This window comes from Pseudomonas sp. KH_040, from assembly GCF_057839305.1.
Genome location: NZ_CM174487.1, coordinates 218,411 through 239,604 on the forward strand (window position 1 = coordinate 218,411; position 21,194 = coordinate 239,604).

Annotated in this window: 20 protein-coding genes; 10 read left to right on the forward strand and 10 right to left on the reverse strand. The window is 59.2% G+C overall.

Annotated features, from left to right (window positions below; all coding sequences use genetic code 11):
• Positions 1 to 9: 9 nt before the first annotated feature.
• Positions 10 to 882, forward strand: coding sequence for a sulfate ABC transporter permease subunit CysW (gene cysW, locus AC3IUF_RS00955; RefSeq protein WP_007917679.1), 873 nt, complete (start codon positions 10 to 12; stop codon positions 880 to 882).
• 3 nt (positions 883 to 885) lie between these two features.
• Positions 886 to 1,875: a sulfate/molybdate ABC transporter ATP-binding protein gene (locus tag AC3IUF_RS00960; RefSeq protein WP_489280109.1), complete on the forward strand. Its 990-nt coding sequence runs from the start codon at positions 886 to 888 to the stop codon at positions 1,873 to 1,875.
• 114 nt (positions 1,876 to 1,989) lie between these two features.
• Here the strand turns inward: AC3IUF_RS00960 and AC3IUF_RS00965 are convergent, their stop codons facing one another.
• Complete coding sequence (locus AC3IUF_RS00965; RefSeq protein WP_489280110.1) at positions 1,990 to 2,517, reverse strand: Mpo1 family 2-hydroxy fatty acid dioxygenase; 528 nt, start codon at positions 2,515 to 2,517, stop codon at positions 1,990 to 1,992.
• An 84-nt stretch (positions 2,518 to 2,601) separates the two neighbouring features.
• Here AC3IUF_RS00965 and AC3IUF_RS00970 point away from each other — a divergent pair, with 84 nt between their 5' ends.
• Positions 2,602 to 3,279: a Crp/Fnr family transcriptional regulator gene (locus AC3IUF_RS00970; RefSeq protein WP_489280112.1), complete on the forward strand. Its 678-nt coding sequence runs from the start codon at positions 2,602 to 2,604 to the stop codon at positions 3,277 to 3,279.
• A gap of 256 nt (positions 3,280 to 3,535) precedes the next feature.
• On the opposite strand, the gene uraH is transcribed toward AC3IUF_RS00970, so the two are convergent.
• Both uraH and AC3IUF_RS00980 read right to left on the reverse strand, forming a co-directional pair.
• Complete coding sequence (gene uraH, locus AC3IUF_RS00975) at positions 3,536 to 3,946, reverse strand: hydroxyisourate hydrolase (protein WP_489280113.1); 411 nt, start codon at positions 3,944 to 3,946, stop codon at positions 3,536 to 3,538.
• Between the two features lie 12 nt (positions 3,947 to 3,958).
• On the reverse strand, positions 3,959 to 4,444 hold the full coding sequence (locus AC3IUF_RS00980) for a GlcG/HbpS family heme-binding protein (protein ID WP_489280115.1): 486 nt from the start codon (positions 4,442 to 4,444) through the stop codon (positions 3,959 to 3,961).
• 136 nt (positions 4,445 to 4,580) lie between these two features.
• On the opposite strand from AC3IUF_RS00980, the gene AC3IUF_RS00985 reads away from it, so the two are divergent.
• The 4 genes from AC3IUF_RS00985 (at position 4,581) to AC3IUF_RS01000 (ending at position 8,214) form a co-directional block, all read left to right on the forward strand.
• A complete protein-coding gene (locus AC3IUF_RS00985) occupies positions 4,581 to 5,261 on the forward strand; it encodes a heavy metal response regulator transcription factor (protein WP_038367211.1) in 681 nt (226 codons plus the stop codon).
• Positions 5,251 to 6,639, forward strand: coding sequence for a heavy metal sensor histidine kinase (locus AC3IUF_RS00990; RefSeq protein WP_489280116.1), 1,389 nt, complete (start codon positions 5,251 to 5,253; stop codon positions 6,637 to 6,639). The genes AC3IUF_RS00985 and AC3IUF_RS00990 overlap by 11 nt, the downstream gene beginning before the upstream one ends.
• 110 nt (positions 6,640 to 6,749) lie before the next feature.
• On the forward strand, positions 6,750 to 6,998 hold the full coding sequence (locus AC3IUF_RS00995; RefSeq protein ID WP_007917667.1) for a helix-turn-helix domain-containing protein: 249 nt from the start codon (positions 6,750 to 6,752) through the stop codon (positions 6,996 to 6,998).
• The gene (locus tag AC3IUF_RS01000) at positions 6,991 to 8,214 is read left to right on the forward strand and encodes a type II toxin-antitoxin system HipA family toxin (protein WP_007917665.1); all 1,224 of its coding nucleotides are present in this window, start codon (positions 6,991 to 6,993) and stop codon (positions 8,212 to 8,214) included. Before AC3IUF_RS00995 ends, AC3IUF_RS01000 begins: the two co-directional genes overlap by 8 nt.
• A gap of 3 nt (positions 8,215 to 8,217) precedes the next feature.
• On the opposite strand, the gene AC3IUF_RS01005 is transcribed toward AC3IUF_RS01000, so the two are convergent.
• A complete protein-coding gene (locus tag AC3IUF_RS01005; RefSeq protein WP_007917662.1) occupies positions 8,218 to 9,222 on the reverse strand; it encodes an AraC family transcriptional regulator in 1,005 nt (334 codons plus the stop codon).
• Between the two features lie 100 nt (positions 9,223 to 9,322).
• Here AC3IUF_RS01005 and AC3IUF_RS01010 point away from each other — a divergent pair, with 100 nt between their 5' ends.
• Positions 9,323 to 10,393 (forward strand): fatty acid desaturase, encoded by a 1,071-nt coding sequence (locus tag AC3IUF_RS01010; RefSeq protein WP_007917661.1) that lies wholly within the window; start codon positions 9,323 to 9,325, stop codon positions 10,391 to 10,393.
• 214 nt (positions 10,394 to 10,607) lie between these two features.
• Here AC3IUF_RS01010 and AC3IUF_RS01015 read toward each other — a convergent pair whose 3' ends face one another.
• From AC3IUF_RS01015 to AC3IUF_RS01025, 3 genes are read right to left on the reverse strand one after another with little or no spacing between them, the layout of a single operon-like run.
• Complete coding sequence (locus tag AC3IUF_RS01015) at positions 10,608 to 12,218, reverse strand: arylsulfatase (protein ID WP_489280119.1); 1,611 nt, start codon at positions 12,216 to 12,218, stop codon at positions 10,608 to 10,610.
• A gap of 14 nt (positions 12,219 to 12,232) precedes the next feature.
• On the reverse strand, positions 12,233 to 13,048 hold the full coding sequence (locus tag AC3IUF_RS01020) for an ABC transporter ATP-binding protein (RefSeq protein WP_007917657.1): 816 nt from the start codon (positions 13,046 to 13,048) through the stop codon (positions 12,233 to 12,235).
• Positions 13,045 to 14,643, reverse strand: coding sequence for an ABC transporter permease (locus AC3IUF_RS01025; protein WP_489280120.1), 1,599 nt, complete (start codon positions 14,641 to 14,643; stop codon positions 13,045 to 13,047). The genes AC3IUF_RS01020 and AC3IUF_RS01025 overlap by 4 nt, the downstream gene beginning before the upstream one ends.
• Before the next feature lie 390 nt (positions 14,644 to 15,033).
• Between AC3IUF_RS01025 and AC3IUF_RS01030 the strand changes: the two genes are divergently transcribed.
• Entirely contained in the window at positions 15,034 to 16,047 is a 1,014-nt protein-coding gene (locus AC3IUF_RS01030; RefSeq protein WP_489280122.1) for an ABC transporter substrate-binding protein, read from the forward strand.
• Between the two features lie 42 nt (positions 16,048 to 16,089).
• Here AC3IUF_RS01030 and AC3IUF_RS01035 read toward each other — a convergent pair whose 3' ends face one another.
• A complete protein-coding gene (locus AC3IUF_RS01035) occupies positions 16,090 to 17,010 on the reverse strand; it encodes a LysR family transcriptional regulator (protein ID WP_007917649.1) in 921 nt (306 codons plus the stop codon).
• 181 nt (positions 17,011 to 17,191) lie between these two features.
• Here AC3IUF_RS01035 and AC3IUF_RS01040 point away from each other — a divergent pair, with 181 nt between their 5' ends.
• Positions 17,192 to 18,100, forward strand: a complete 909-nt coding sequence (locus AC3IUF_RS01040; RefSeq protein ID WP_489280124.1) for a TauD/TfdA dioxygenase family protein — start codon at positions 17,192 to 17,194, stop codon at positions 18,098 to 18,100.
• Between the two features lie 168 nt (positions 18,101 to 18,268).
• Here the strand turns inward: AC3IUF_RS01040 and AC3IUF_RS01045 are convergent, their stop codons facing one another.
• Together AC3IUF_RS01045 and AC3IUF_RS01050 are read right to left on the reverse strand one after the other, a co-directional pair.
• A complete protein-coding gene (locus AC3IUF_RS01045) occupies positions 18,269 to 19,885 on the reverse strand; it encodes an alkaline phosphatase family protein (RefSeq protein ID WP_489280125.1) in 1,617 nt (538 codons plus the stop codon).
• Between the two features lie 215 nt (positions 19,886 to 20,100).
• Positions 20,101 to 21,045: a LysR family transcriptional regulator gene (locus tag AC3IUF_RS01050; RefSeq protein ID WP_123375650.1), complete on the reverse strand. Its 945-nt coding sequence runs from the start codon at positions 21,043 to 21,045 to the stop codon at positions 20,101 to 20,103.
• Between the last annotated feature and the right edge of the window lie 149 nt (positions 21,046 to 21,194).

Here is a 21,194-nt window from a genome sequence, read left to right on the forward strand (position 1 = left end):
GGCGCGAACATGTCCCAATCGTCTATTGCGGCCGCCTCTTCGGCCAACGCTGCACGCCGTGGCAGCGCCACTTCGCGCAGAATCCTGATCGGCCTGGGCTGGCTGATCTTTTTCCTGTTTCTGCTGCTGCCGTTGTTCATCGTCGTATCGCAGGGTTTGAAGAATGGCCTCGGCGCTTTCTTCACCGCGATCTTTGAGCCGGACGCGCTTTCGGCACTGAAACTCACCGTGTTCGCCGTGCTGATTTCGGTACCGCTGAACCTGGTATTCGGCGTCAGTGCGGCGTGGTGCGTGAGCAAATACTCGTTCCGTGGCAAGAGCATGCTGGTGACGCTGATCGACCTGCCGTTCTCGGTATCGCCGGTGATCGCCGGTCTGGTCTACGTGCTGATGTTCGGCGCACAAGGCTTGTTCGGGCCGTGGCTGCAGGATCACGACATCCAGATCGTCTTCGCCCTGCCGGGCATCGTGCTGGCGACGATTTTCGTCACCGTGCCGTTCGTCGCTCGTGAACTGATTCCGTTGATGCAGGAACAAGGCACGCAGGAAGAGGAAGCCGCGCGTCTGCTCGGCGCCAATGGCTGGCAGATGTTCTGGCATGTCACCGTGCCGAACATCAAGTGGGGCCTGATCTATGGCGTGGTGCTGTGTACCGCGCGGGCCATGGGTGAGTTCGGTGCGGTGTCGGTGGTCTCCGGGCACATTCGCGGGGTGACCAACACCTTGCCGCTGCACGTCGAGATCCTCTACAACGAATACAACCACGTGGCCGCGTTCGCCGTGGCGAGCCTGTTGCTGATCCTGGCGCTCTTCATCCTGCTGCTCAAGCAGTGGAGCGAAAACCGTATCAACCGCCTGCGCGCCAGCGCCGCGGAGGAATAATTCATGTCGATCGAAGTGCGTAACGTCAGCAAGAATTTCAATGCCTTCAAGGCGCTGGACAACATCAGCCTGGACATCCACAGCGGTGAGCTGGTCGCGCTGCTCGGCCCGTCGGGCTGCGGCAAGACCACCTTGCTGCGCATTATTGCCGGCCTGGAAACCCCGGATAACGGCAATATTGTGTTCCACGGAGAAGACGTCTCCGGCCACGACGTGCGTGATCGCAACGTCGGTTTCGTGTTCCAGCATTACGCGTTGTTCCGCCACATGACCGTGTTCGATAACGTCGCGTTCGGTCTGCGCATGAAACCGAAAAACCAGCGTCCGAACGAAAGCCAGATCGCGGTCAAGGTGCATGAACTGCTGAACATGGTGCAGCTGGATTGGCTGTCGGATCGTTATCCGGAGCAGTTGTCCGGTGGTCAGCGTCAACGTATCGCTTTGGCCCGTGCCTTGGCGGTCGAGCCAAAAGTGCTTCTGCTCGATGAGCCGTTCGGCGCCCTCGATGCCAAGGTGCGTAAAGAGCTGCGCCGCTGGCTGGCGCGGTTGCACGAAGACATCAACCTGACCTCGGTGTTCGTGACCCACGACCAGGAAGAGGCGATGGAAGTCGCCGACCGTATCGTGGTGATGAACAAGGGCGTGATCGAGCAGATCGGCTCACCGGGCGACGTTTACGAAAACCCGGCCAGCGATTTCGTTTATCACTTCCTCGGCGATTCGAACCGCTTGCTGTTGAGCGACGACAATCACGTGCTGTTCCGCCCGCATGAAGTGTCGTTGTCCAGGCATGAGCTGGAGGATCACCATGCGGCTGAAGTCCGTGACATCCGCCCGTTGGGCGCGACCACGCGGGTGACGCTCAAGGTTGAGGGCCAGACGGATTTGATCGAGGCCGAAGTGGTGAAAGACCACGACAGCCTGATCGGCTTGGCCAAGGGTGAGACCCTGTTCTTCAAGCCGAAGGTCTGGCAGAAAGTCGCAGGCCTCTAAGACCAAAAGATCGCAGCCTGCGGCAGCTCCTACAGGGGTTTCGGTTGGTCACACATTTTGTGATCGACCAAACCCACTGTAGGAGCTGCCGTAGGCTGCGATCTTTCAAGCGGCCTAAGCCGCCGCTTTTTTGTTCGGATTGACCTGCACCACCCCCGCCCGCGCTTCGATCTGCTCTTTCAATTCATGCCGCATCCCGAGCATGAACGCCAACTCGGCCACCACAAACAACGGCCCGACAATCAGCCCGCTGACGTCATCGACAAACGCCGGTTTGCGCCCTTCATAGTGATGCCCGACAAACTGGATCACCCAGCCCACCACAAACATCGCCAGGCCGCTGCTCAGCCAGACCATGGTGCTCTGCTGCGCCAACACATGCCCGGCCCAGACGGATAAACCCATCAGCACGGTCATAAACACCCCGAGCTTCACTTCCAGGCGCAGGTAAAACCACGCCGAGGCCAGCGCCACGACAACGGCTGGAGATATCCACAAGCCACCCAGCGACCATTGCGGACGCGACAACAAAACCGCCACCGCCACCACAATCAGCGGAATGCCGATAAAGTGGCTGGCGATGTTGCGCGGATCACGGTGGTAGGCGGCGTATTGACTGAGGTGGTCGACGAGGCTTTTCATTGTTGTTCCTCCGGTAGGGTTGATCGCATCATCCCTCGGGATCAGGGTTCGCTCTGTCAGGCAGGCGACAATCCAGGAGTGTTTATGCAAATACGTTCGCGGCTGATGAGTGGCCAGTGGTTCAGTCATCTGCCGGTGTCTTTTCAGGATAGCTTGCTGGCGGCAGCGCGAGAGCGGCGGCTGACGGCGGGGCAGCGCTTGTTTCAGCGTGGTGATGCGCCGTGCGGTTTGTACGCAGTGCTCGATGGCGCCGTGCGCATCGGTGCGGTGAGCGAGCAGGGCAAGGAGGCGTTGTTGAGTCTGGTGGAAGCGCCGCACTGGTTCGGCGAGATCTGCCTGTTCGATGGTCAGCCGCGTACCCATGACGCCTACGCAGTCGGGCCGTGCACGTTGCTGAATATTCCGCAGGCGACGTTGCTGAAACTGCTCGACGAACATCCGGTGTATTGGCGGCATCTGGCGCTGCTGATGAGCCACAAACTGCGCCTGGCCTTCATCAACCTCGAACAACTGAGCCTGCTGCCAGCGCCGGCGCGTCTGGCCCATCGCTTGCTGATGATCGCCGAGGGCTACGGCGAACTCGACGCGCCGCGTCGTGTACTGCAACTGCCGCAGGAGCAGTTGGCATCGATGCTGTCGCTGTCGCGGCAGACCACCAACCAGATCCTCAAGGATATGCAGGGGCAGGGGATTATCGGGCTTGGGTATGGCGAGATCGAAATCCTCGACCCCGCGCGATTGCGCGCCCTGGCCACGATCTGACAATGCACCCCAGCCCCTGTGGGAGCTGGCTTGCCAGCGATAGCGGTGCATCAGCCGACATCGATGTCTGCTGTACGGACGCCATCGCTGGCAAGCCAGGCTCCCACAGGTTTTTTTGGTGTTCGTGATATCTGGAGCAAAGCACAGACCTGTAGGAGTGAGCCTGCTCGCGATAGCCATCTATCAGTTAGCCAATGGGTGACTGACATACCGCTATCGCGAGCAGGCTCACTCCTACAGGGGATCTGTGTTGATTTTACGAACCGCGATAGGTCGAGAAACCGTACGGGCTCAGCAGCAGCGGGATGTGATAGTGCTGATCGGTCTGCTTCACTTCAAAAATCACCGGAATCTCCGGGAAGAACGTGTCGTGCTTGACCTTCTTGAAGTACTCGCCAGTCTTGAACACCACCCGGTATTCACCCGCTTCAAAAGGCTGCTTGGCCGGGAACAGTTCGGCAATCCGCCCTTGTTCATTGGTGGTGCCCTGAGCCAGCGGCTGCCAGTCCTGACCGACATGTTTCTCCAGGGTCACGTTGATGCCCGGCGACGGCAGGCCGTTTTCCAGGTTGAGCACGTGCACGCTCAGCGGGTTGCCGGCAGCCAGGGCCAGGCTGGAAAAAGCGCTCAGGCCGAGCGCGGCGAAAGTCATGCGCAAAGTCGTCATGGATGGAACTCCTTATTGGGAACGGGTAGCGGCTAGACCGGTTTTTTCGGCCGCCTTGATCGCACAGTTTTCGTCTTGCTCACCGCCGCCGGAACCGGCCACCCCCATCGCACCGACCAGTTCATCAGCCGCGAACAGCGGAATACCGCCGCCGAGCAACAACAATTCGTCGAGAGTGTTGAGGTTGGCGGTTTGCGGATTGCTGCGAGCGCGTTCGGCAAATAGCCGCGTGGCGGTTTTGGTCGACAGCGCGGTGTAGGCCTTGCGTTGGCTGGCGGCGGTGTTGTGCGGGCCGACACCGTCGCCGCGCAGGGTCACCAACAGATTGCCGCCCCGATCGAGCACCGACACCGTGCCGGTGCAGTTGGCCATTGCCGTGTCGGCGAGCAGCCGTGCGGTTTTCAGGTCGAGATCGGCGTGACGCGGCAGTTCCGGGCTTGCGAACACGCTGGCACTGAGGCCGAGGGCCAGGCTGGCTACAAGGTATTTGACGGTCATGGACAGGCTCCAAAAGCGAAGGCCGTCACCTTAATCGCCGTCCTTCGTCAGAACCTCGTCAGTCTGATTACAAGTTTGTAATGGGCAACGCCGGCGAAGGCGCCTAGCCTGTACGCCTGATCAATCGAGGTGTGCCATGCGTTTGCTGGTCGTAGAAGATGAAGCCAAAACCGCGAATTTCCTCGCCAAAGGCTTGGGCGAGTCGGGTTTTGCCGTGGACGTGGCGCTCAATGGCCTCGATGGCCGTTACTTTATCGAGCAACAGGAATATGACCTGATCATCCTCGACGTGATGCTCCCCGGGCTCAACGGCTGGCAATTGCTGCAGCTGATCCGCCAGCGCGGCGCCACGCCGGTATTGTTCCTGACCGCCAAGGACGCCATTGAAGACCGCGTGCGCGGCCTCGAACTGGGCGCTGACGATTACTTGCTCAAGCCCTTCGCCTTCGCCGAACTGCTCGCACGGGTACGCACGTTGCTACGGCGCGGGCCGATGCGCGAAGCCGAGTCGTACACCATCGCCGATCTGGAAATCGATGTGTTGCGCCGCCGTGTCAGTCGCGGCGGCCAGCGCATTGCCCTGACCAACAAGGAGTTCGCCTTGTTGCAATTGCTCGCCAGCCGTCAGGGCGAAGTGCTGTCGCGCACGCTGATCGCCTCACAGGTATGGAACCTGAATTTTGACAGCGACACCAACATGGTCGAAGTCGCCGTGCGGCGTTTGCGTTCGAAAGTCGATGATCCGTACATGCCGAAACTTATCCACACCGTGCGCGGTGTCGGTTATCAACTGGAAGCGCCGGACGATGCGCTCTAAGTCGATCGCCTGGCGACTGGCGCTGGCGTTCGCCATTGTTTGCGCCTTGGTACTGAGCGCGATTGGCGTGTTTCTCTACCGCTCGCTGGCCTCGGAAATCGCCTACCGCGACGACCTCGCTTTGCTTGGACGACTGGAGCAAGTGCGCGCGTTGCTCGCCGACAGCGACAGCCTCGACGCTTTGCAGGCACGGCCACGGCTGTATCAGAACATGCTCGGCAATCTCGACAGTCTGTTGCTGGTGCGCCGCGCCGATGGTTCCAGCGTGATCGCAATCAATCCCCGTCAACGCGATCTGCCGACGCTCAACGCAATCCCCCGCGAGCAAGCGCCGCGGCGCCGCGACGTGCTGACGTGGCAAGCGCCGGACGGTGCTGCACTGGCGCTGTTATCAGGTGCAGCGCAAGGGCCGAACGGCGAGCCACTGACGGTCATCGCCGGCAAGGTGCTGAGCGAGCGCGAGCAGATGCTCGCCAGTTACCGTTTGCGCTTGTATCTGGCCGTCGGCCTCGGCGCGTTGCTCGCCTTTGCCCTGGGCTTGCTGTTACTGCGCCGGGGCTTGCGACCGTTGCGGCAGTTGAGCGAAGCAGTGCGCGGCATCGATCTGCGCAGCCTCGATCAGCGCTTGCCCGCCGCCGGTACGCCGACTGAACTGCTTGAACCGGTGCAGGCGCTCAACGGCATGCTGGCGCGGCTGGACGATAGCGTGCAGCGCCTGTCGCAGTTCTCCGCCGACCTCGCCCACGAAATCCGCACGCCGTTGCACACCTTGCTCGCCAGTAACGGCCAGGCGCTGAATCATCCGCGCAGCACGGCGGAGTATCAGGAAGTCCTGGCCTCGAACATGGAAGAGTTCGAACGGCTCAAGCGCATGGCGGAAAACCTGATGTTCCTCGCCCGTGCCGAGCAGGCCGAGCGGGCGCTGAATTTGCAAATCCTGGATTTGCACAGCGTTGGCGGTGAGCTGTGTGATTACTTTGAAGCCTTGGCGGATGACCGTGACGTGCGGCTGGACAATCAACTGCACGGTGAACTGCTTGCCGATCAGCAACTGTTGCAACGAGCGCTCGGCAATCTGTTGGCCAATGCCGTGCGTCATGCCGATCAAGGATCGGTGATCAGTCTGCGTCGCCGCGACGAGTCGGGTGAGTGCTGGTTGCAAGTGCACAACCATGGCCCGGCGATTGCGCATGAACATCTGAGCAGACTGTTCGACCGCTTCTACCGCGTCGATCCTTCACGGGCAGAGCCGGGGGATTCGGGTGGCTTGGGGCTGGCGATCGTGCAGTCGATCATGCAGTTGCATGGGGGACAGGTGCGGGTGAGTAGTGATGCTGACGGCACTGTTTTTGAGCTGGCGTTTGTGGTGAGCAAGTGATTGCTTCGTGATCACTGGGAACTAGGCTAATCTTGTTCATTGAGTGCATCAAATGCGATGCAAATAAAATATATATCTAAATTTGCACCATATTTGATGCAGGAAGCCCTATGGAACAGCTTGGCGAGTTGATCAAAGCCCTGCGCAAGGCGAACAAAATGACCCAGCAGGCACTGGCTCAGCAATACGGAATGAGCCGCGCGACGATTTCGGGGATCGAAAACAACACCATTTCGGAAATCGGCCTGCGCAAAGTCGAAGCGATCCTCAACGGGTTTGGCTATGAGCTGACTGCGGTTCCGCGTCAGTCTCGTCGACCGACACTCGATACGCTGCAAAAGGTCAACTTCCATGACTGAGTCGTCAGATCGATTAAATGTCTGTGTCGGCGGGCAAGCGGTGGGAACGTTGGCGCGCGGGCAAGATCGAGTCGACAGCGTCTTCAGTTACCGCGAAGAAACCAGTGCTGGAAATGCCGTGTCACTGACAATGCCGTCCCGGCTGGAGAGTTATCTTTGGGAGCATGGCATTCATCCGGTTTTCGAGATGAATCTGCCCGAAGGCGCCCTTCGTGATGAGTTGGTTCGGCGTTTCAGCAAAGCGGTTCGCGGCTTCGATGACTTTGCATTGCTGGCCATTGTCGGCCCCTATCAGCTCGGTCGGTTATCCATTGCCAGCCCATCGATGACGGATCGCCCGCCTGAAACGTCGCTGGCCGATCTGCTGGTGCACGATGGTGCGCAAGGCTTGTTCGAGGATCTGTTGCAAACCTATGGCCAGTATTCCGGAGTGTCTGGGGTGCAGCCTAAAGTGCTGGTACGTGACAGTGCGGCTGCGATTGATCGTCTGACGCATCGGGGATCGACCCATTTGGTCAAAGCTTTTCGGGCTGATGAATATCCGCATTTGGCGACCAACGAATACTTCTGCATGCGTGCCGCGCAACACTGCGGGCTAGACGTGCCGAACTTCGAGCTCAGCGAACATGGCAGGTTTCTGGTTATCGAGCGCTTTGATTTGAGCGCTACGGGCTACCTGGGTTTTGAGGACTTCTGCGTACTCAACGGTTGGCCGTCGAAAGCCAAATACGACGGCTCTTACGAAGGCGCGGCCCGGCAGATCAAAGCGTTTGTTTCGCCTGCATTGCTCAATCTGGCGCTGGAAGCATTTTTCAAGATTGTGGCTTTGTCCGCAGGCGTGAAAAACGGCGACGCTCATCTCAAAAACTTCGGCGTGCTTTACGAAAGCTGCGGCGAGGAATCGACAATCAGACTCGCGCCCGCATACGACATCATCACCACATCGGTCTACATAAAGAACGACAGTATGGCGTTGCTCTTGGGTGGCTCGAAGGCTTGGCCCAAGCACAAAATGCTGATGCGGTTCGGTCGTACGGCCTGCAATCTGACGGAGGCGCGTTGCAATGAATTACTGCAGCAAGTCGCTAACGGTATGCAGGTGGCAATGGGCGAAATGGCGGAGTACGGCGCCAGTCATCCGGCGTTCGCCGCGATGGGTGCTGCGATGATCGAACAATGGTCATCTGGTATGGAACGCAGTCTGGCTAAAGGCTGACGATCAGCGCAAGCCATCGCGAAACTGCCCCGGCGTCATCCCCGTCCAGCGCTTGAAAGCACGGCTGAAACTACTGGTGTCGGCAAACCCGAGCAGATAACTCACCTCACTCAACGAACACTGCGGATCGCGCAGGTGCAGCAGCGCCAGATTTTCGCGGCTCTCATTGAGCAATGTGTCGAAGCGACAACCCTCATCCGCCAGATGCCTTTGCAGGCTGCGCAAACTCAGGTGCAACGCCTGGGCAATCCGTTCTGCACTGGGTTCACCTTCCGGCAGTTGTTCTTCAATGGCATCGCGCACCTTGCGCTCCCAGGTCAACGGCTGGAGCTGAGCCATGGTGCGTTTGAGCACGGCTTCATTGTGTTCAGCGAGTTCCGGGTTGGCGTCGTCGAGGTGGCTGTCGAAATCGGCGAGGGCGAACTCCAGACGATCCTCGGCACAGCCGAAATGCACCGGGGCGCGGAAGACTTTGTGCCATTGGTGCACATCGGTTGGTTCCGGACGGCGCAGATACACGGCGAGTGGCGCGTAATCGCGGCCGAGGCGATTGCGGCAAGTGCGCACGTAGATCGCGGTGAACGCGTCGATGGCTTCGAAGGCTGGCGCCGGATTGCCTGACGGAATCTTCAGACGGAATTGATAGCGGTCGTCGCTGCGGCTCAGTTCCAGTTCCAGCGCATCGCTGACCACCGGGTGATAGCGCACGATGCGCTCGAACACCTCGCGCAAACTGCCGCTGGCGACCAGCGCATAACCGAGCGCATGGAACGTGGTCGGGCTGACGAACCGCGACACGCGCAGACCAATCGCCGGGTCGCCACTCACCTGCACGGCAATTTCCCACAGGCGCGTAGTGCCGGACAGTGGATAGCGCGCGTTGGGGTCGTCCATCAAATTCGGATCGAGCCCGGCCTGCTGGCACAGGGCAATGCTGTCCAGCCCGAGCGCATCGAGTTGCTTGCGCAAGGCACGGGTCCAGCTGGCGAGGGAGGTCGGTTCCTTCATGCTGATTGGCGCTTCCGGTCAACAGGTTGGCGTTCTTGGCTACCGCAAATGAAGCCTTGGCGAGGCACGATGCGAACATCATAGACCCGAGGATGGAAGCATGGACGGTACTTCTGCAAGTCCCCAGCGACACAATGCGGCCCAGCGATCAGCGCATATTCGCCAAGTGGTGCTGGCCAAAGGCGTCGAACTGCGCGAGCGCTACCCGATTCTCAAGCATCAGGATGCGCTGGGTGCGGGGATTCTGGCGTTTGCCCTGATCGGGATGATGGGTTCGGCGGCGCTGTACATCAGCGGCCACATGGCGTGGTGGGTTTGCCTGCTGCTCAATGCGTTTTTCGCGTCGCTGACCCATGAGCTGGAGCACGACCTGATCCACAGCATGTATTTCCGCAAACAGCGCGTGCCGCACAACCTGATGATGGGCCTGGTGTGGCTGGCGCGGCCGAGTACGATCAATCCGTGGATTCGTCGGCATCTGCACCTCAATCATCACAAGGTCTCCGGCACTGAAACCGACATGGAAGAACGCGCGATCACCAACGGCGAGCCGTGGGGTTTTGCGCGCTTGCTGATGGTCGGCGACAACGTGATGTCGGCGTTTATCCGCATGCTGCGGGCCAAGACCTGGGCGCATAAGTTCAGCATCATCAAGCGCACGTTGAAGGTCTACGCGCCGCTGGCGCTGGTGCATTGGGGCGCGTGGTATGTGTTTCTCGGTTTTCATGCGGCCAATGGCATTGCGTACCTGCTGGGGGCGCCGATTGAATGGTCTGCGACGACGTTGTCGGTGATGCAGGTGATCGATATCGCTGCTGTGGTGATTATCGGTCCGAATGTGTTGCGCACCTTTTGTCTGCACTTCATCAGCTCGAACATGCATTACTACGGCGATATTGAACTGGGTAATGTGCTGCAGCAGTGTCAGGTGTTGAATCCTTGGTGGCTGTGGCCGTTGCAGGCGTTCTGCTTCAACTTTGGCAGCAGTCACGGGATCCATCATTTTGTCGTGAAGGAGCCGTTTTATATTCGCCAGATGACCGTGCCGGTGGCGCATAAGGTGATGCGTGAGATGGGGGTGCGGTTTAATGATTTTGGCACGTTTGGGCGGGCGAACCGGTTTGTTCGTCGGGATGAAGTTGCGGTGTCTGGTGAGGCGGTGGAGGCCTGACGAGTTGCCCTCACCCTAGCCCTCCCGAAACGTCGGACCGCCCATAGGGAGAGGGGACCGACCCGGGGATATTGAGGAGTTACACCGAAGTGAAAGAGCTTTGTCGAATCCATAATCGACCCGATTTTTCAGGTCGATGTTTGACGAAAGACACCTCGGTCAGTCCCCTCTCCCTCCGGGAGAGGGTTAGGGTGAGGGGCTTTTGACCTTGCCCTCAATCCGGCTGAAACGGCGACTCACTCAAGATCACCCCAGTCTCCTCGACATACTGCTGCCAATGCCCGATCAACGCGCTGAGCTTCTCCGGCTGACTAACCGCCAGATCATGAATTTCCCCCGGATCATTACTCAAATCATACAGCTGCCAGGTCGCCGGCCCGATAGGCCCGGGAATCCACACCGCTTTCCACGATCCCTGCCGAATCGCCCTTCGCCCAAACAATTCCCAACCCGTCACCGTGTGCTCGTCGTGCACCTGCGCGGTCTCGCCCGACAAGAATCCCAACCACGATTTACCACGCAACGGCGCCACCGATTTGCCGTGCCACAGCTTGCCCGGATGACGCACGCCGGCCAGATCGAGAATCGTCGGCGTGATGTCCATCACCGTTCCGAAACCATGGCTGATCTGCCCTTTGATCGCCAATTGCGGATAGTGCAACAGCGCCGGCACGCGAATCCCGCCTTCCGTGGTAAACGCCTTGAACAACCGCGATGGCGCGGTCGCCACCTGCGCCCAGTTCGGCCCGTACCAGACATATGAATTGGCCCGACCAATGTTGTCGAGGCTGTTGTCGTAATGCTGGCTGAGGTATGTCACCAATTCCGGACCGAACTTCGGAAACGCTTCCAGCAGCGCACCTTCGGCACCGTTGTCAGACATGAACAGGATGAACGTGTTATCGAGCTGCCCTTGCTGGCGCAGGTAATCGACGACCCGACCGATGTTCCAGTCCATGCGTTCGACCATCGCCGCGTAGACCTCCATGGCCCGTGCGGAAATCTGTTTTTGCTCCTCGCTCAATGCGTCCCACTGTTGGGTCAACTGAATTAGCGGATGCGGCTCGACGTCCGGTTCGATCAGGCCGAGGGCTTTGAGTTTTTCCAGGCGTTCCAGGCGCAGCACTTCAGGGCCGGCGTCATAGCGGCCGCGGTATTTCTCGACGATGTCGGCAGGCGCCTGCAACGGCCAGTGCGGTGCGGAGAATGGCAAATAGGCGAAGAAAGGCCGGGTCTGGTCACGTTCCTTGAGGTACTGCAGCAACTTGTCGCCGAAGGCATCGGAGGAATAGAAATCCTTCGGCAATTCGTCGAGAAACGTATCGTCCTCGATGTACAGCGCCGGAGTGGATTTCAGCAGGCCGGGTGTTTGCTCATCGTAGGTTGGCTCGAAACCGTAATGGTTGGCCGCGCCCGGCAGCAGCGAAAACGAACGCTCGAAACCTCGCGCATGGGGCGCCAATTCAGCCTTCAAACCCAAGTGCCATTTGCCACTCATCAAGGTTTGATAACCGGCCTCGCGCAGCAACTCCGGCAGCGCCACCACGCGATCGTTGAGATAGCCCTCATAACCCGGTTTACCGATCAGTTCCGGCGTCAGCGTTTCGGCCATGGTACCGATCCCTGCGATGTGGTGGTCGGTGCCGGTCAGCAGCATCGAGCGGGTCGGCGAGCAGGTCGGCGCGGTATGAAAATCAGTCAGACGCAGACCGTTGTTGGCCAAGGCATCGAGATGCGGTGTGGCGATTTCGCCGCCGAACGCACCGATGTCGGAGAAGCCTAGATCGTCGGCCAGAATCACCAGAAAGTTGGGACGTTGCGGCATCGCAAAACTCCTGTTCAGCAGGCAATGAACGTCAGCGGCAGATCGCGGATCTGCACCGGCACGCTCGGTTGGTAATGATCATCACTGGTCAGTTCGTGCAGTAGTTCTTCACGCAACTGATGGAAGTCGAAACTGCTGCGCTGGCGCGGGTGCGGCAGGGCGATGTCGACCACTTGTTTGATCCGCCCCGGACGCGGCTCCATGACCACCACGCGGTCGGCGAGGAAGATCGCTTCCTCGACGTCGTGGGTAACGAGAATCGTGGTGATTTTTGCGCGGGCGCGGATCGCCAACAGCTCGTCCTGCATTTGCTGGCGGGTCAGCGCATCAAGCGCGCCGAACGGTTCGTCGAGCAGCAGAATTCGTGGGCTGGCGACGAGGCCACGAGCAATCGCCACGCGCTGCGCCATGCCGCCGGAGAGTTGGTGCGGATAGGCGCGGGTGAAGTCGCGCAGGCCGACCAGATCGATGAAATCGTCGATGCGTTTTTGCTTTTGTGCAGCGCTCAGCGGCTCGTTGACCAGGCCGAGGCCGATGTTGTCGGCGACGGTCAGCCACGGGAATAAACGGTGTTCCTGGAAGACAATGCCGCGCTCGCCGCCGATGCCGCTGACGGCTTTGCCATCGACGGTGATCTGCCCGCGAAACTGCGTATCAAGACCCACCAACAAACGCAGCAACGTCGATTTGCCACAGCCGCTGGAGCCGACAATGGCGACGAATTCGCCCTCGGCAATGTCGAGGTTGAATTCGCGAATCGCCTCCAGTTCGAAACCGTCGACGTCAAAGGATTTGCCTACGTGGTTGAAGCTGACAATCGGTGCGTTCATGCGTGTCTCCAGCGGGTCGCGCGAATTTCCAGGCGTTGGCCAATGAGGTTGAGTAGGGCGCCGGTGAGACCGACGAAAAGCATGCCGGCCATGATCAGGTCCATACGCAGCAGTTGTTGTGCGCCGATCATCTGGCTGCCGATGCCGCCGTTGGACGGCATGAAATATTCAGCGCCGATGGTGCCGAGCCAGGCGTAGATCAGGCTCAGTCTGAGACCTGCAAAAATCCCCGGCGCGGCGCCCGGCAGCACGAGTCGGCGCAGGCGCTGCCCGAGGCTGAGGCGCAGCACTTGTGCGGCTTCGTTGAGTTGTGGTGAGAGGTTGGCGACGCTGCGTTGCGTGGCGATAAACAGCGGAAAGAACGCGGCGAGGGCGACGAATACCCACTTGGCCAGTTCGCCGAGACCGAACCACGCGGTAAGCAGTGGCACCCAGGCGAAAATGGCGATCTGGCGGATGGCCGCGAGGGTCGGGCCGAGCAGGCGTTCGCTGGTGCGCGACAAGCCCAGCAGCAAGCCGAAGGCGAAACCGAGTCCACCACCCAACAGCAAACCGCCGAGGGTGCGACCGAGGCTGAGCGCCATGCCGCTGATCAACGTGCCATCGAGCACGCCAGCCCATGCCGTGCTCAAAACGGCCAACGGACTGACCAGAATATTGGCGTCGACCCACTGCTGGTCACTCGCCAATTGCCACAGTGCCAACAAGCCCAGCGGTAGCAGCCATGGTTGCAGCCGCTGCCAGCCTTCATAACGCGGGCCGCGACGAATTTCGGCAGTGGCCGGGTGCGGCCAGTGCACCAGTGTTTTGTCCAGCAGACCGATACCGCGATCCATCGCCACGCCGATCAAACCGATGACGACGATGCAGACGAACACGATGTCCAGCATGAACAATTGCCGCGCCCAGACCATCAGGTAGCCGATGCCTTCGCTGGAGGCCAACAACTCGACGGCCAGCAATGAGGTCCATCCGGCGGCGAGCGCCAGACGCACGCCAGCCATGAACGCGGGGAGGGCGGCGGGCAACACCAGGCGACGGATCATCAGGTGTGGCGGCAAACGTAAAACAGCGGCGGCTTCGCGCAGTTTTGGTTGTGCATCTCTTACGCCGACCAGTGTGTGCAAGGTCACCGGCACCACGATCGCTTTGATCAGCACCACCAGTTTCAGCACTTCGCCGATGCCGAAAAACACCATGAACAGCGGGATCCACGCAAGCGTCGGTATTTGCGAAAGTCCAGCGAAGGTGGGGAAGATCAAACGTTCAAGACGACGACTGAATCCCAGCGCTGCACCGAGCAATGCACCCGCAGAAACCCCCGCGAGCAGACCCCAGAACAAACGCTGCAAACTGATCCACAAGTGGCTCCATAACTCGCCTTGCGACAACTCGACAGCGCTGTTCCACACCAGCGAAGGCGCGGGCAGTATCTGCTCGCTCATCCATTCGTTGCGCGCGGCCAGCCACCATAGGGCGAACAAGCCAAGCGGCAGCAGCCATGGCAACAGGCGCTGGTTCACGCTTGGCCAGCTACGGCGGCTTTTCAGCGGCGGCGCGGGCAGGGGGAGACTGAGCAAGGATTGGCGGGCCATGGGTGACCTCCGTTGTCGGGTTGGCTCAAGATCAAAAGATCGCAGCCTTCGGCAGCTCCTACGGGGGAATGCGTCCTTGAATTGACCCCTGTAGGAGCTGCCGAAGGCTGCGAACTCTCGCGGTATTAACTAAGAGCTAATAGTTATAAATAATCGTTAATAAGTTAGTTTTAGAGATAAGCAGCGCCATTTAAGGCTTCCAACCCACACGCATCCAATGCATTCGAAGAATATTTTCGATGCTGTTAATGCATACGCCGCTGCAAGCCGCGCTACTGCTCGCTTAGCGTTAAAAGCTATAAAAATGTGCGTTTATAGTATTTAAGCGAAGGTGTGCATTCGGCCTACTTTCGGCTCCTCAACGCCCGTCGTGATCAAGGAGCTGCACCCATGAACCTCCCCTTCAAACGTGTTTTCAGTCTGTTTGCCGTGCCTGCTCTGGCGGGCCTGCTGGCGTTCACCGCGCATGCCGACGAACTCAAGGAAATCAGAATCGCCGTGCCCGACCTGAGCGCCGGCACCCAGCACAGCGGCGGCGGGGTGGTCGATGTGCTGCGCGATCAACAGATTTTTGAAAAAGCCTTCGCCGATCAGGGCATCAAGATTCAGTGGAGTTTCTTCAAAGGTGCCGGGCCGGTGATCAACGAGGCGTTTGCCAATGGTCAGGTCGATCTGGCGTATCTGGGTGATCTGGCGGCAATCATCGGCAAGTCCAATGGCCTCGATACTCGCTTGCTCAGCGCCAGTGCGCGTGGGGTAAAACAGTATCTGGGCGTGGTGCCGGGGTCAGGGATCAAGACTCTGCAGGATCTGAAAGGCAAACGCGTGGCGATCTTCCGAGGCACGGCAACCCAGTTGTCGTTTGATGCGGCGCTGGCCAGTCAGGGTCTGAGCGAGAAGGATCTGAAAGTGATCAATCTGGATTTCAATGCAGCGGTCGCGGCGTTGGCAGCCAAGCAGATCGATGCGTCATGGGGCAGCTCCGGGTTGAGCGCTTTGCAGGCCAAGGGGCTGGCCGAGTTGCCGCTGAACACCAAGGATCTCGGTGGCGCAGGCAGCGTGCAGTCGGTACTGGTAGGCACGGGCAAGTTTGTCGACGCTCACCCGGAAGCGGTGGCCAAGTTGCTCAAGGCGCAACAACAGGCCGTGGAGTGGCTGACGCAGGACAGCAACAAGGCCGCTTATGTGCAACTGGTCTCGGGTTTGGCCAGTTATCCACCGGTGATCCTGACGCAGGATCTGCAGGATCAGAAATTGAGCGAAGTGTTCCCGTCGACACTGGATCCGGTGTTCCTCGGCAGCTTGCAGGACAAGGTGGATCTGGCGGCGCAGCAGAAGCTGATTCGCAAGTCGTTCAAGGTCACCGATTGGGTGGCGCCTGAGTTGGCAGCAGCCAAGCTCTAACGTACACCGATCGTTCCCACGCTCTGCGTGGGAACGAACCCTTTAAACGGCGACGCTGACTTCCTGCCGATCCACCGCCACCAACGTCTCGATCATCGCCCGCGCCGCCGGTGACAACCGAAACCCGGTACGACTGACGATCCCGCACCGTGCATTCATGCTTTCCAGGTTCTGCGGCAAATTACGCCAGTGCAGCAACACCAGCGAACCCTTGGCAATGTCCTCGACAAACGCCTCTTCCGTGCCCACACCAATTGCATTCGATTGCAGCACCACTTTCACCAGCGCCGGAAAGTGCTCGGTCTCGATAGTCGGAGAAAAATCGATGCGGCCACTGAGGTTCGCCAGCAATTTTCGAATGCCCGGCGGGATCAGCGTGGTCGCCAGCGGGTAGTCGAACATGTCGTTGGTCGACAGGCTCTCCTTGGCGAGCAACGGATGCCCCGGTCGGCAGAAAAATACTCCGCGTTTGGGCGTCAGTGCCTGGGTCTGGAAGTTCGGGTCGGACTCGAAGTGGCGGATGTCGGCGATAAAGAACTCGATCTCTTCACGGCTCAACGCGCGACTGAGTTTTTCCCAGTTATCCACCTGAAAACAGGTGCGCACTTTCGGGTGCGCGTTGATGAATTGCGCTACCGCGTCCGGCACCAATTTCACCGCCGGCGCCGGACCGCAACCGAAGTGCACCTCGCCGGCATCGAGCTTGGTCATCTGCGTCACTTCGGCACTGAGCAGCGCCGCGCCCTGCACCAGGCTCAGGGCGTGCTGCAGCACCACCTGACCTTCAGGCGTGGGGCGCAAGTCCTTGTTGCCGCGATCCACCAGCACGCAGCCGAACTCCTGCTCCAACCCCTGAATACTGCGACTGAACGCCGGTTGAGTAATGCCCATTGCGTCCGCCGCACGGACAAAACTGCGGTGTTCGTTGAGGGCGATGAAGTAACGCAACTGGCGAAGATCCATATGCTTTTCCGGCATCCTAAAAATAGCTCGAAGGCATTTGCGACGAGGGTTACTAGAGGTTTTAAATGCAAGCTCTTATTCCGTCAACGAAGCATGTGAATATCTATTAGATGTAAATGGAATATAGATAGAGCGTTGTTTCGCTGCCGCCAAACCGTAAGCAGTCGATGAGGGTCTACCCATGAGCAATGCCGCACTCGCAGTAAAACCCGCTGTCCACGCGCTGGAAATCCACCCGGTAGCCGGTCGTATCGGCGCCGAGATCCGTGGCGTGCATTTGTCCGGTGAACTGGACGCCGCCACCGTCGAAGCCATTCAACAGGCACTGGTTCAGTACAAAGTCGTGTTCTTCCGCGAACAGACCCAGCTCGACGATCAGCGTCAGGAAGCCTTCGCCCATCTGCTCGGCGAACCCGTAGCGCACCCGACTGTGCCGTCGCGTGAAGGCACGCGTTATTTGCTCGAACTGGACGGCGCTGAAGGTCAGCGCGCCAACTCCTGGCACACCGACGTGACCTTCGTCGACGCTTACCCGAAAGCCTCGATCCTGCGCTCCGTGGTGGCACCGGCATTCGGTGGCGACACCCTGTGGGCCAACACCGCGACGGCGTACAACGGCTTGCCGACCGAGCTGCGTGAGCTGGCCGACAAACTGGTCGCCGTGCACAGCAACGAATACGACTACGCCAGCGCCAAGCCGGACGTCTCGGCGGAGAAGCTTGAGCGTTATCGCAAGGTCTTCACATCGACTGTTTACGAGACTGAGCACCCAGTGGTGCGCGTGCACCCGATCAGCGGCGAGAAGAGCTTGTTGCTGGGGCATTTCGTTAAACGCATCAAAGGTTACTCGCAGGCTGATTCGGCGCATTTGTTCGGGCTTTTGCAGAGCCATGTGATCCGCCAGGAAAACACCGTGCGCTGGCGCTGGAAGGCCGGTGATGTGGCGATCTGGGATAACCGTTCGACGCAGCATTACGCGATTGATGATTACGGCACTCAGGATCGGGTGGTGCGTCGGGTGACGCTCAAGGGTGAAGTGCCGTTGGGCGCGAATGGGCAACGCAGTCAAACCATCAAAGGTCGTGACTGAAGATCAACAGCCCCTCACCCCAGCCCTCTCCCTGAGGGAGAGGGAGCCGATTGGGGGCTTTTCGAGCCTGAGTTCAACCTTGATATTTCAGGTTGGCGTATAGCTAAAAAACAACTCGGTCAGTCCCCTCTCCCTCTGGGAGAGGGTTAGGGTGAGGGGCTCTTCCCACTACCAAGCACCAATCTGAACAACCTTCTCGCTCTCCGGCTCACCATAACGAAACCGCTGCCCCCGCAAATCAATCTCCTGGTGACTGATGGTCGTCCGCCGCTTCAACCCCCGCACCCACTCAAACAAATACCCCGCATGTTCCTCGCGCACCGCCGCATACCCAGGATCATCCCCCAGATCACGCAACTCCTGCGGATCATTCAACAGATCAAACAACTGCGGCCGAAAGCCGTCGTACGCCAGATATTTCCAGCGCTCGCTGCGCACCATGGTCATCCGGCAACGGTCGATCGGCTGACCCAGACGCTCCCGCGCCGGCGCTTGAAAGGCGTAGTCGTATTCGCTGATTGCATAGCGGCGCCAGTCCGGGTTTTCGCCGTGTAGAAGCGGGATCAACGAACGCCCTTCAAGCCGATGCTCCGCCCCCGGCAATCCTAGTGCCTCAAGGAATGTCGGCAACGCATCAATGGTTTCCGCCAGTCGATCATCCACCGTTCCGCGCGTGACATCTGCCGCCGCCCGAGGATCGCGCACGATCAACGGCACCCCCACCGCCTGCTCCAGCAAAAACTCCTTCTCGCCCAACCAGTGATCGCCCAGAAAGTCGCCGTGGTCGCTGGTGAACACGATCAGCGTGTCATCCCAACGGCCATTGCTCTGCAGAAAATCGAACAGCCGTCCGAGTTGATCATCCACCTGCTTGATCAGGCCCATGTACGTAGGGATTACAGTCAATCGTACTGAATCGCGGGAGAAGTTGAGGCTTTCCTCATGCTGGCGAAAGGCAGTGTATACGGGGTGTTTGCTGGCTTCGGAGGGCGTCGCGCGGACCGCTTCGAGAATCGATTTCGTACTGTACAAGGCGTGGTACGGAGCTGGTACGATGTAGGGCCAGTGCGGTTTGATATAGGAAAGGTGTAAACACCACGATTTCTCGCCTTGCTCGGTGATGAAGTCGATGGCTCGATTTGTAGTGTAGACACTCTCCGAGTGTTGCTCGGGAATTCGTGCTGGCAAATTCGCATGACGCATTTTCCAGCCGCTGAGGATTTCGCCGTTTTCGCCTTCGGCGGCATTGGCCCAGTCGTGCCAGGGGTTTTTGCCGTCGAAACCGTGTTCGCGCAGGTAATGGGTGTAGGGCGCGGATTCGCGTTTGTCGTCGAACAGTGGGTCGTCGGGATAGATGCCGTCATGGCGCATGTAGGGTTCGAAGCCGACTTCGTTGAGGATTTCGGCCTGTTCGCTTTCGGGATTGATCGCCAGGCGTTGCAAGGCATCGATATTCGCCGTCGCGTGGGTCTTGCCGACCAGGGCGGTGCGGATGCCGTGAGGACGCAGATAATCGCCGAGGGTCAGTTCTTCCAGCGGTAACGGCACGGCGTTCCACGCCACCTGATGGCTGCTGACGTAGCGCCCGGTATAAGCCGACATCCGCGACGGGCCGCAGATCGTGCCTTGGGTGTAGGCGCGGCTGAAACGCACGCCGGCAGCGGCGAGGCGATCGATATTCGGTGTGTGCAGGTGCGGATGGCCGTAGCAGGACAGGTAATCGCGGCGCAGTTGGTCGCACATGATGTACAGCACGTTGCGCACGGGGTTTGGCGGGGTGGGCATGGGGTTCACCGGTCAATGGGACAGGCGAGGGTTTTCGCTTTCGCCGGGGGTGTTCGGCAAGTGCATTTGGGGAATGGGTTTTATGCAGGAAATGCATCGGTGCCTGCACTGACGCCATCGCTGGCAAGCCAGCTCCCACAGGTATTGGGGGTGTCCACCTGAATTGTGCTCGGCGCGAATCCTGTGGGAGCTGGCTTGCCAGCGATAGCGGTAAATCAGACAGCGAGATTCTGTAGCGAGCAAACCTCCTCATCCTGCTGATCAATCGCCTTGATCTGCTCAATCATCGCCTCGGCCAACGGCGACAACCGATACCCCGCCCGGCTGACGATCCCGTAACGGGTGTACAACTCCTCAAGATCATCGGCCAACCCTTCGATGCGCAAACACATCAACTCTCCCTTGGCTTGATGCAGCGCATCGGAATATGCCCCGACAATCCCGATCGCATCCGAACGCAGCACCACACTGAGCAAACTGGAGCTGTTTTCACATTCGACATTCGGCGTGAAATCCGGCCGCCCACTGAGGTCGACAATGACCTTGCGCAGGTTCGGCGGACGAATACTTACCGCCAGCGGATAGCTCATCAATTGCTCGGCGGTGACCCGATCAAACCCGGCCAATGGATGCCCCGCGCGGCAACAGAAATGCCACTTGCGCGGTCGCAGCCGGTAGGTCAGGTAATCCGGATCCGCCTCGAAGTGCCGAGTGTCAGCGACAAAGAATTCAAACTCTTCGCTGAGTAATCGCTTGCTCAGGCTCTGCCAGTCATCGACCTGAAACTGCACCCGCGCTTTCGGATAGCGCCCGATGAAGCTGCCAATCGCCCGAGGAATCAAACCTGCCGCCGGCGCAGGCCCACATCCGAAGCGCAATTCCCCGGCCTCCAGCCCATTGAACTGGCTGATCTCGTTGGCCATCTGCTGCGCGCCGCTGACCAGCCGCCGCGCATGTTCGAGCAAGACCTGACCTTGTTTGGTCGGTGGCAATTCCTTGCGCCCGCGATCAACCAACTGACAGCCGACGCTGTGCTCAAGCGCCTGAATGCTGCGGCTGAACGCCGACTGCGACAGGTTCACCGCCTGCGCGCCGGCGACGAAGCTGCGTTGTTCAGCCAAGGCGATGAAGTGACGAAGTTGGCGCAAGTCGATATGCATTTTTCACATAAAAAATATCCGGGAAATGCATTGGATATGCATTACGTCGACTCCTTATAAAGGCAATCTCTTATGCAGTAAATCTTTGTAAAAACATAAATAAATAACCTAAAAGAATATACAGCATTGAAGATGTCTGTGTGTTTTTT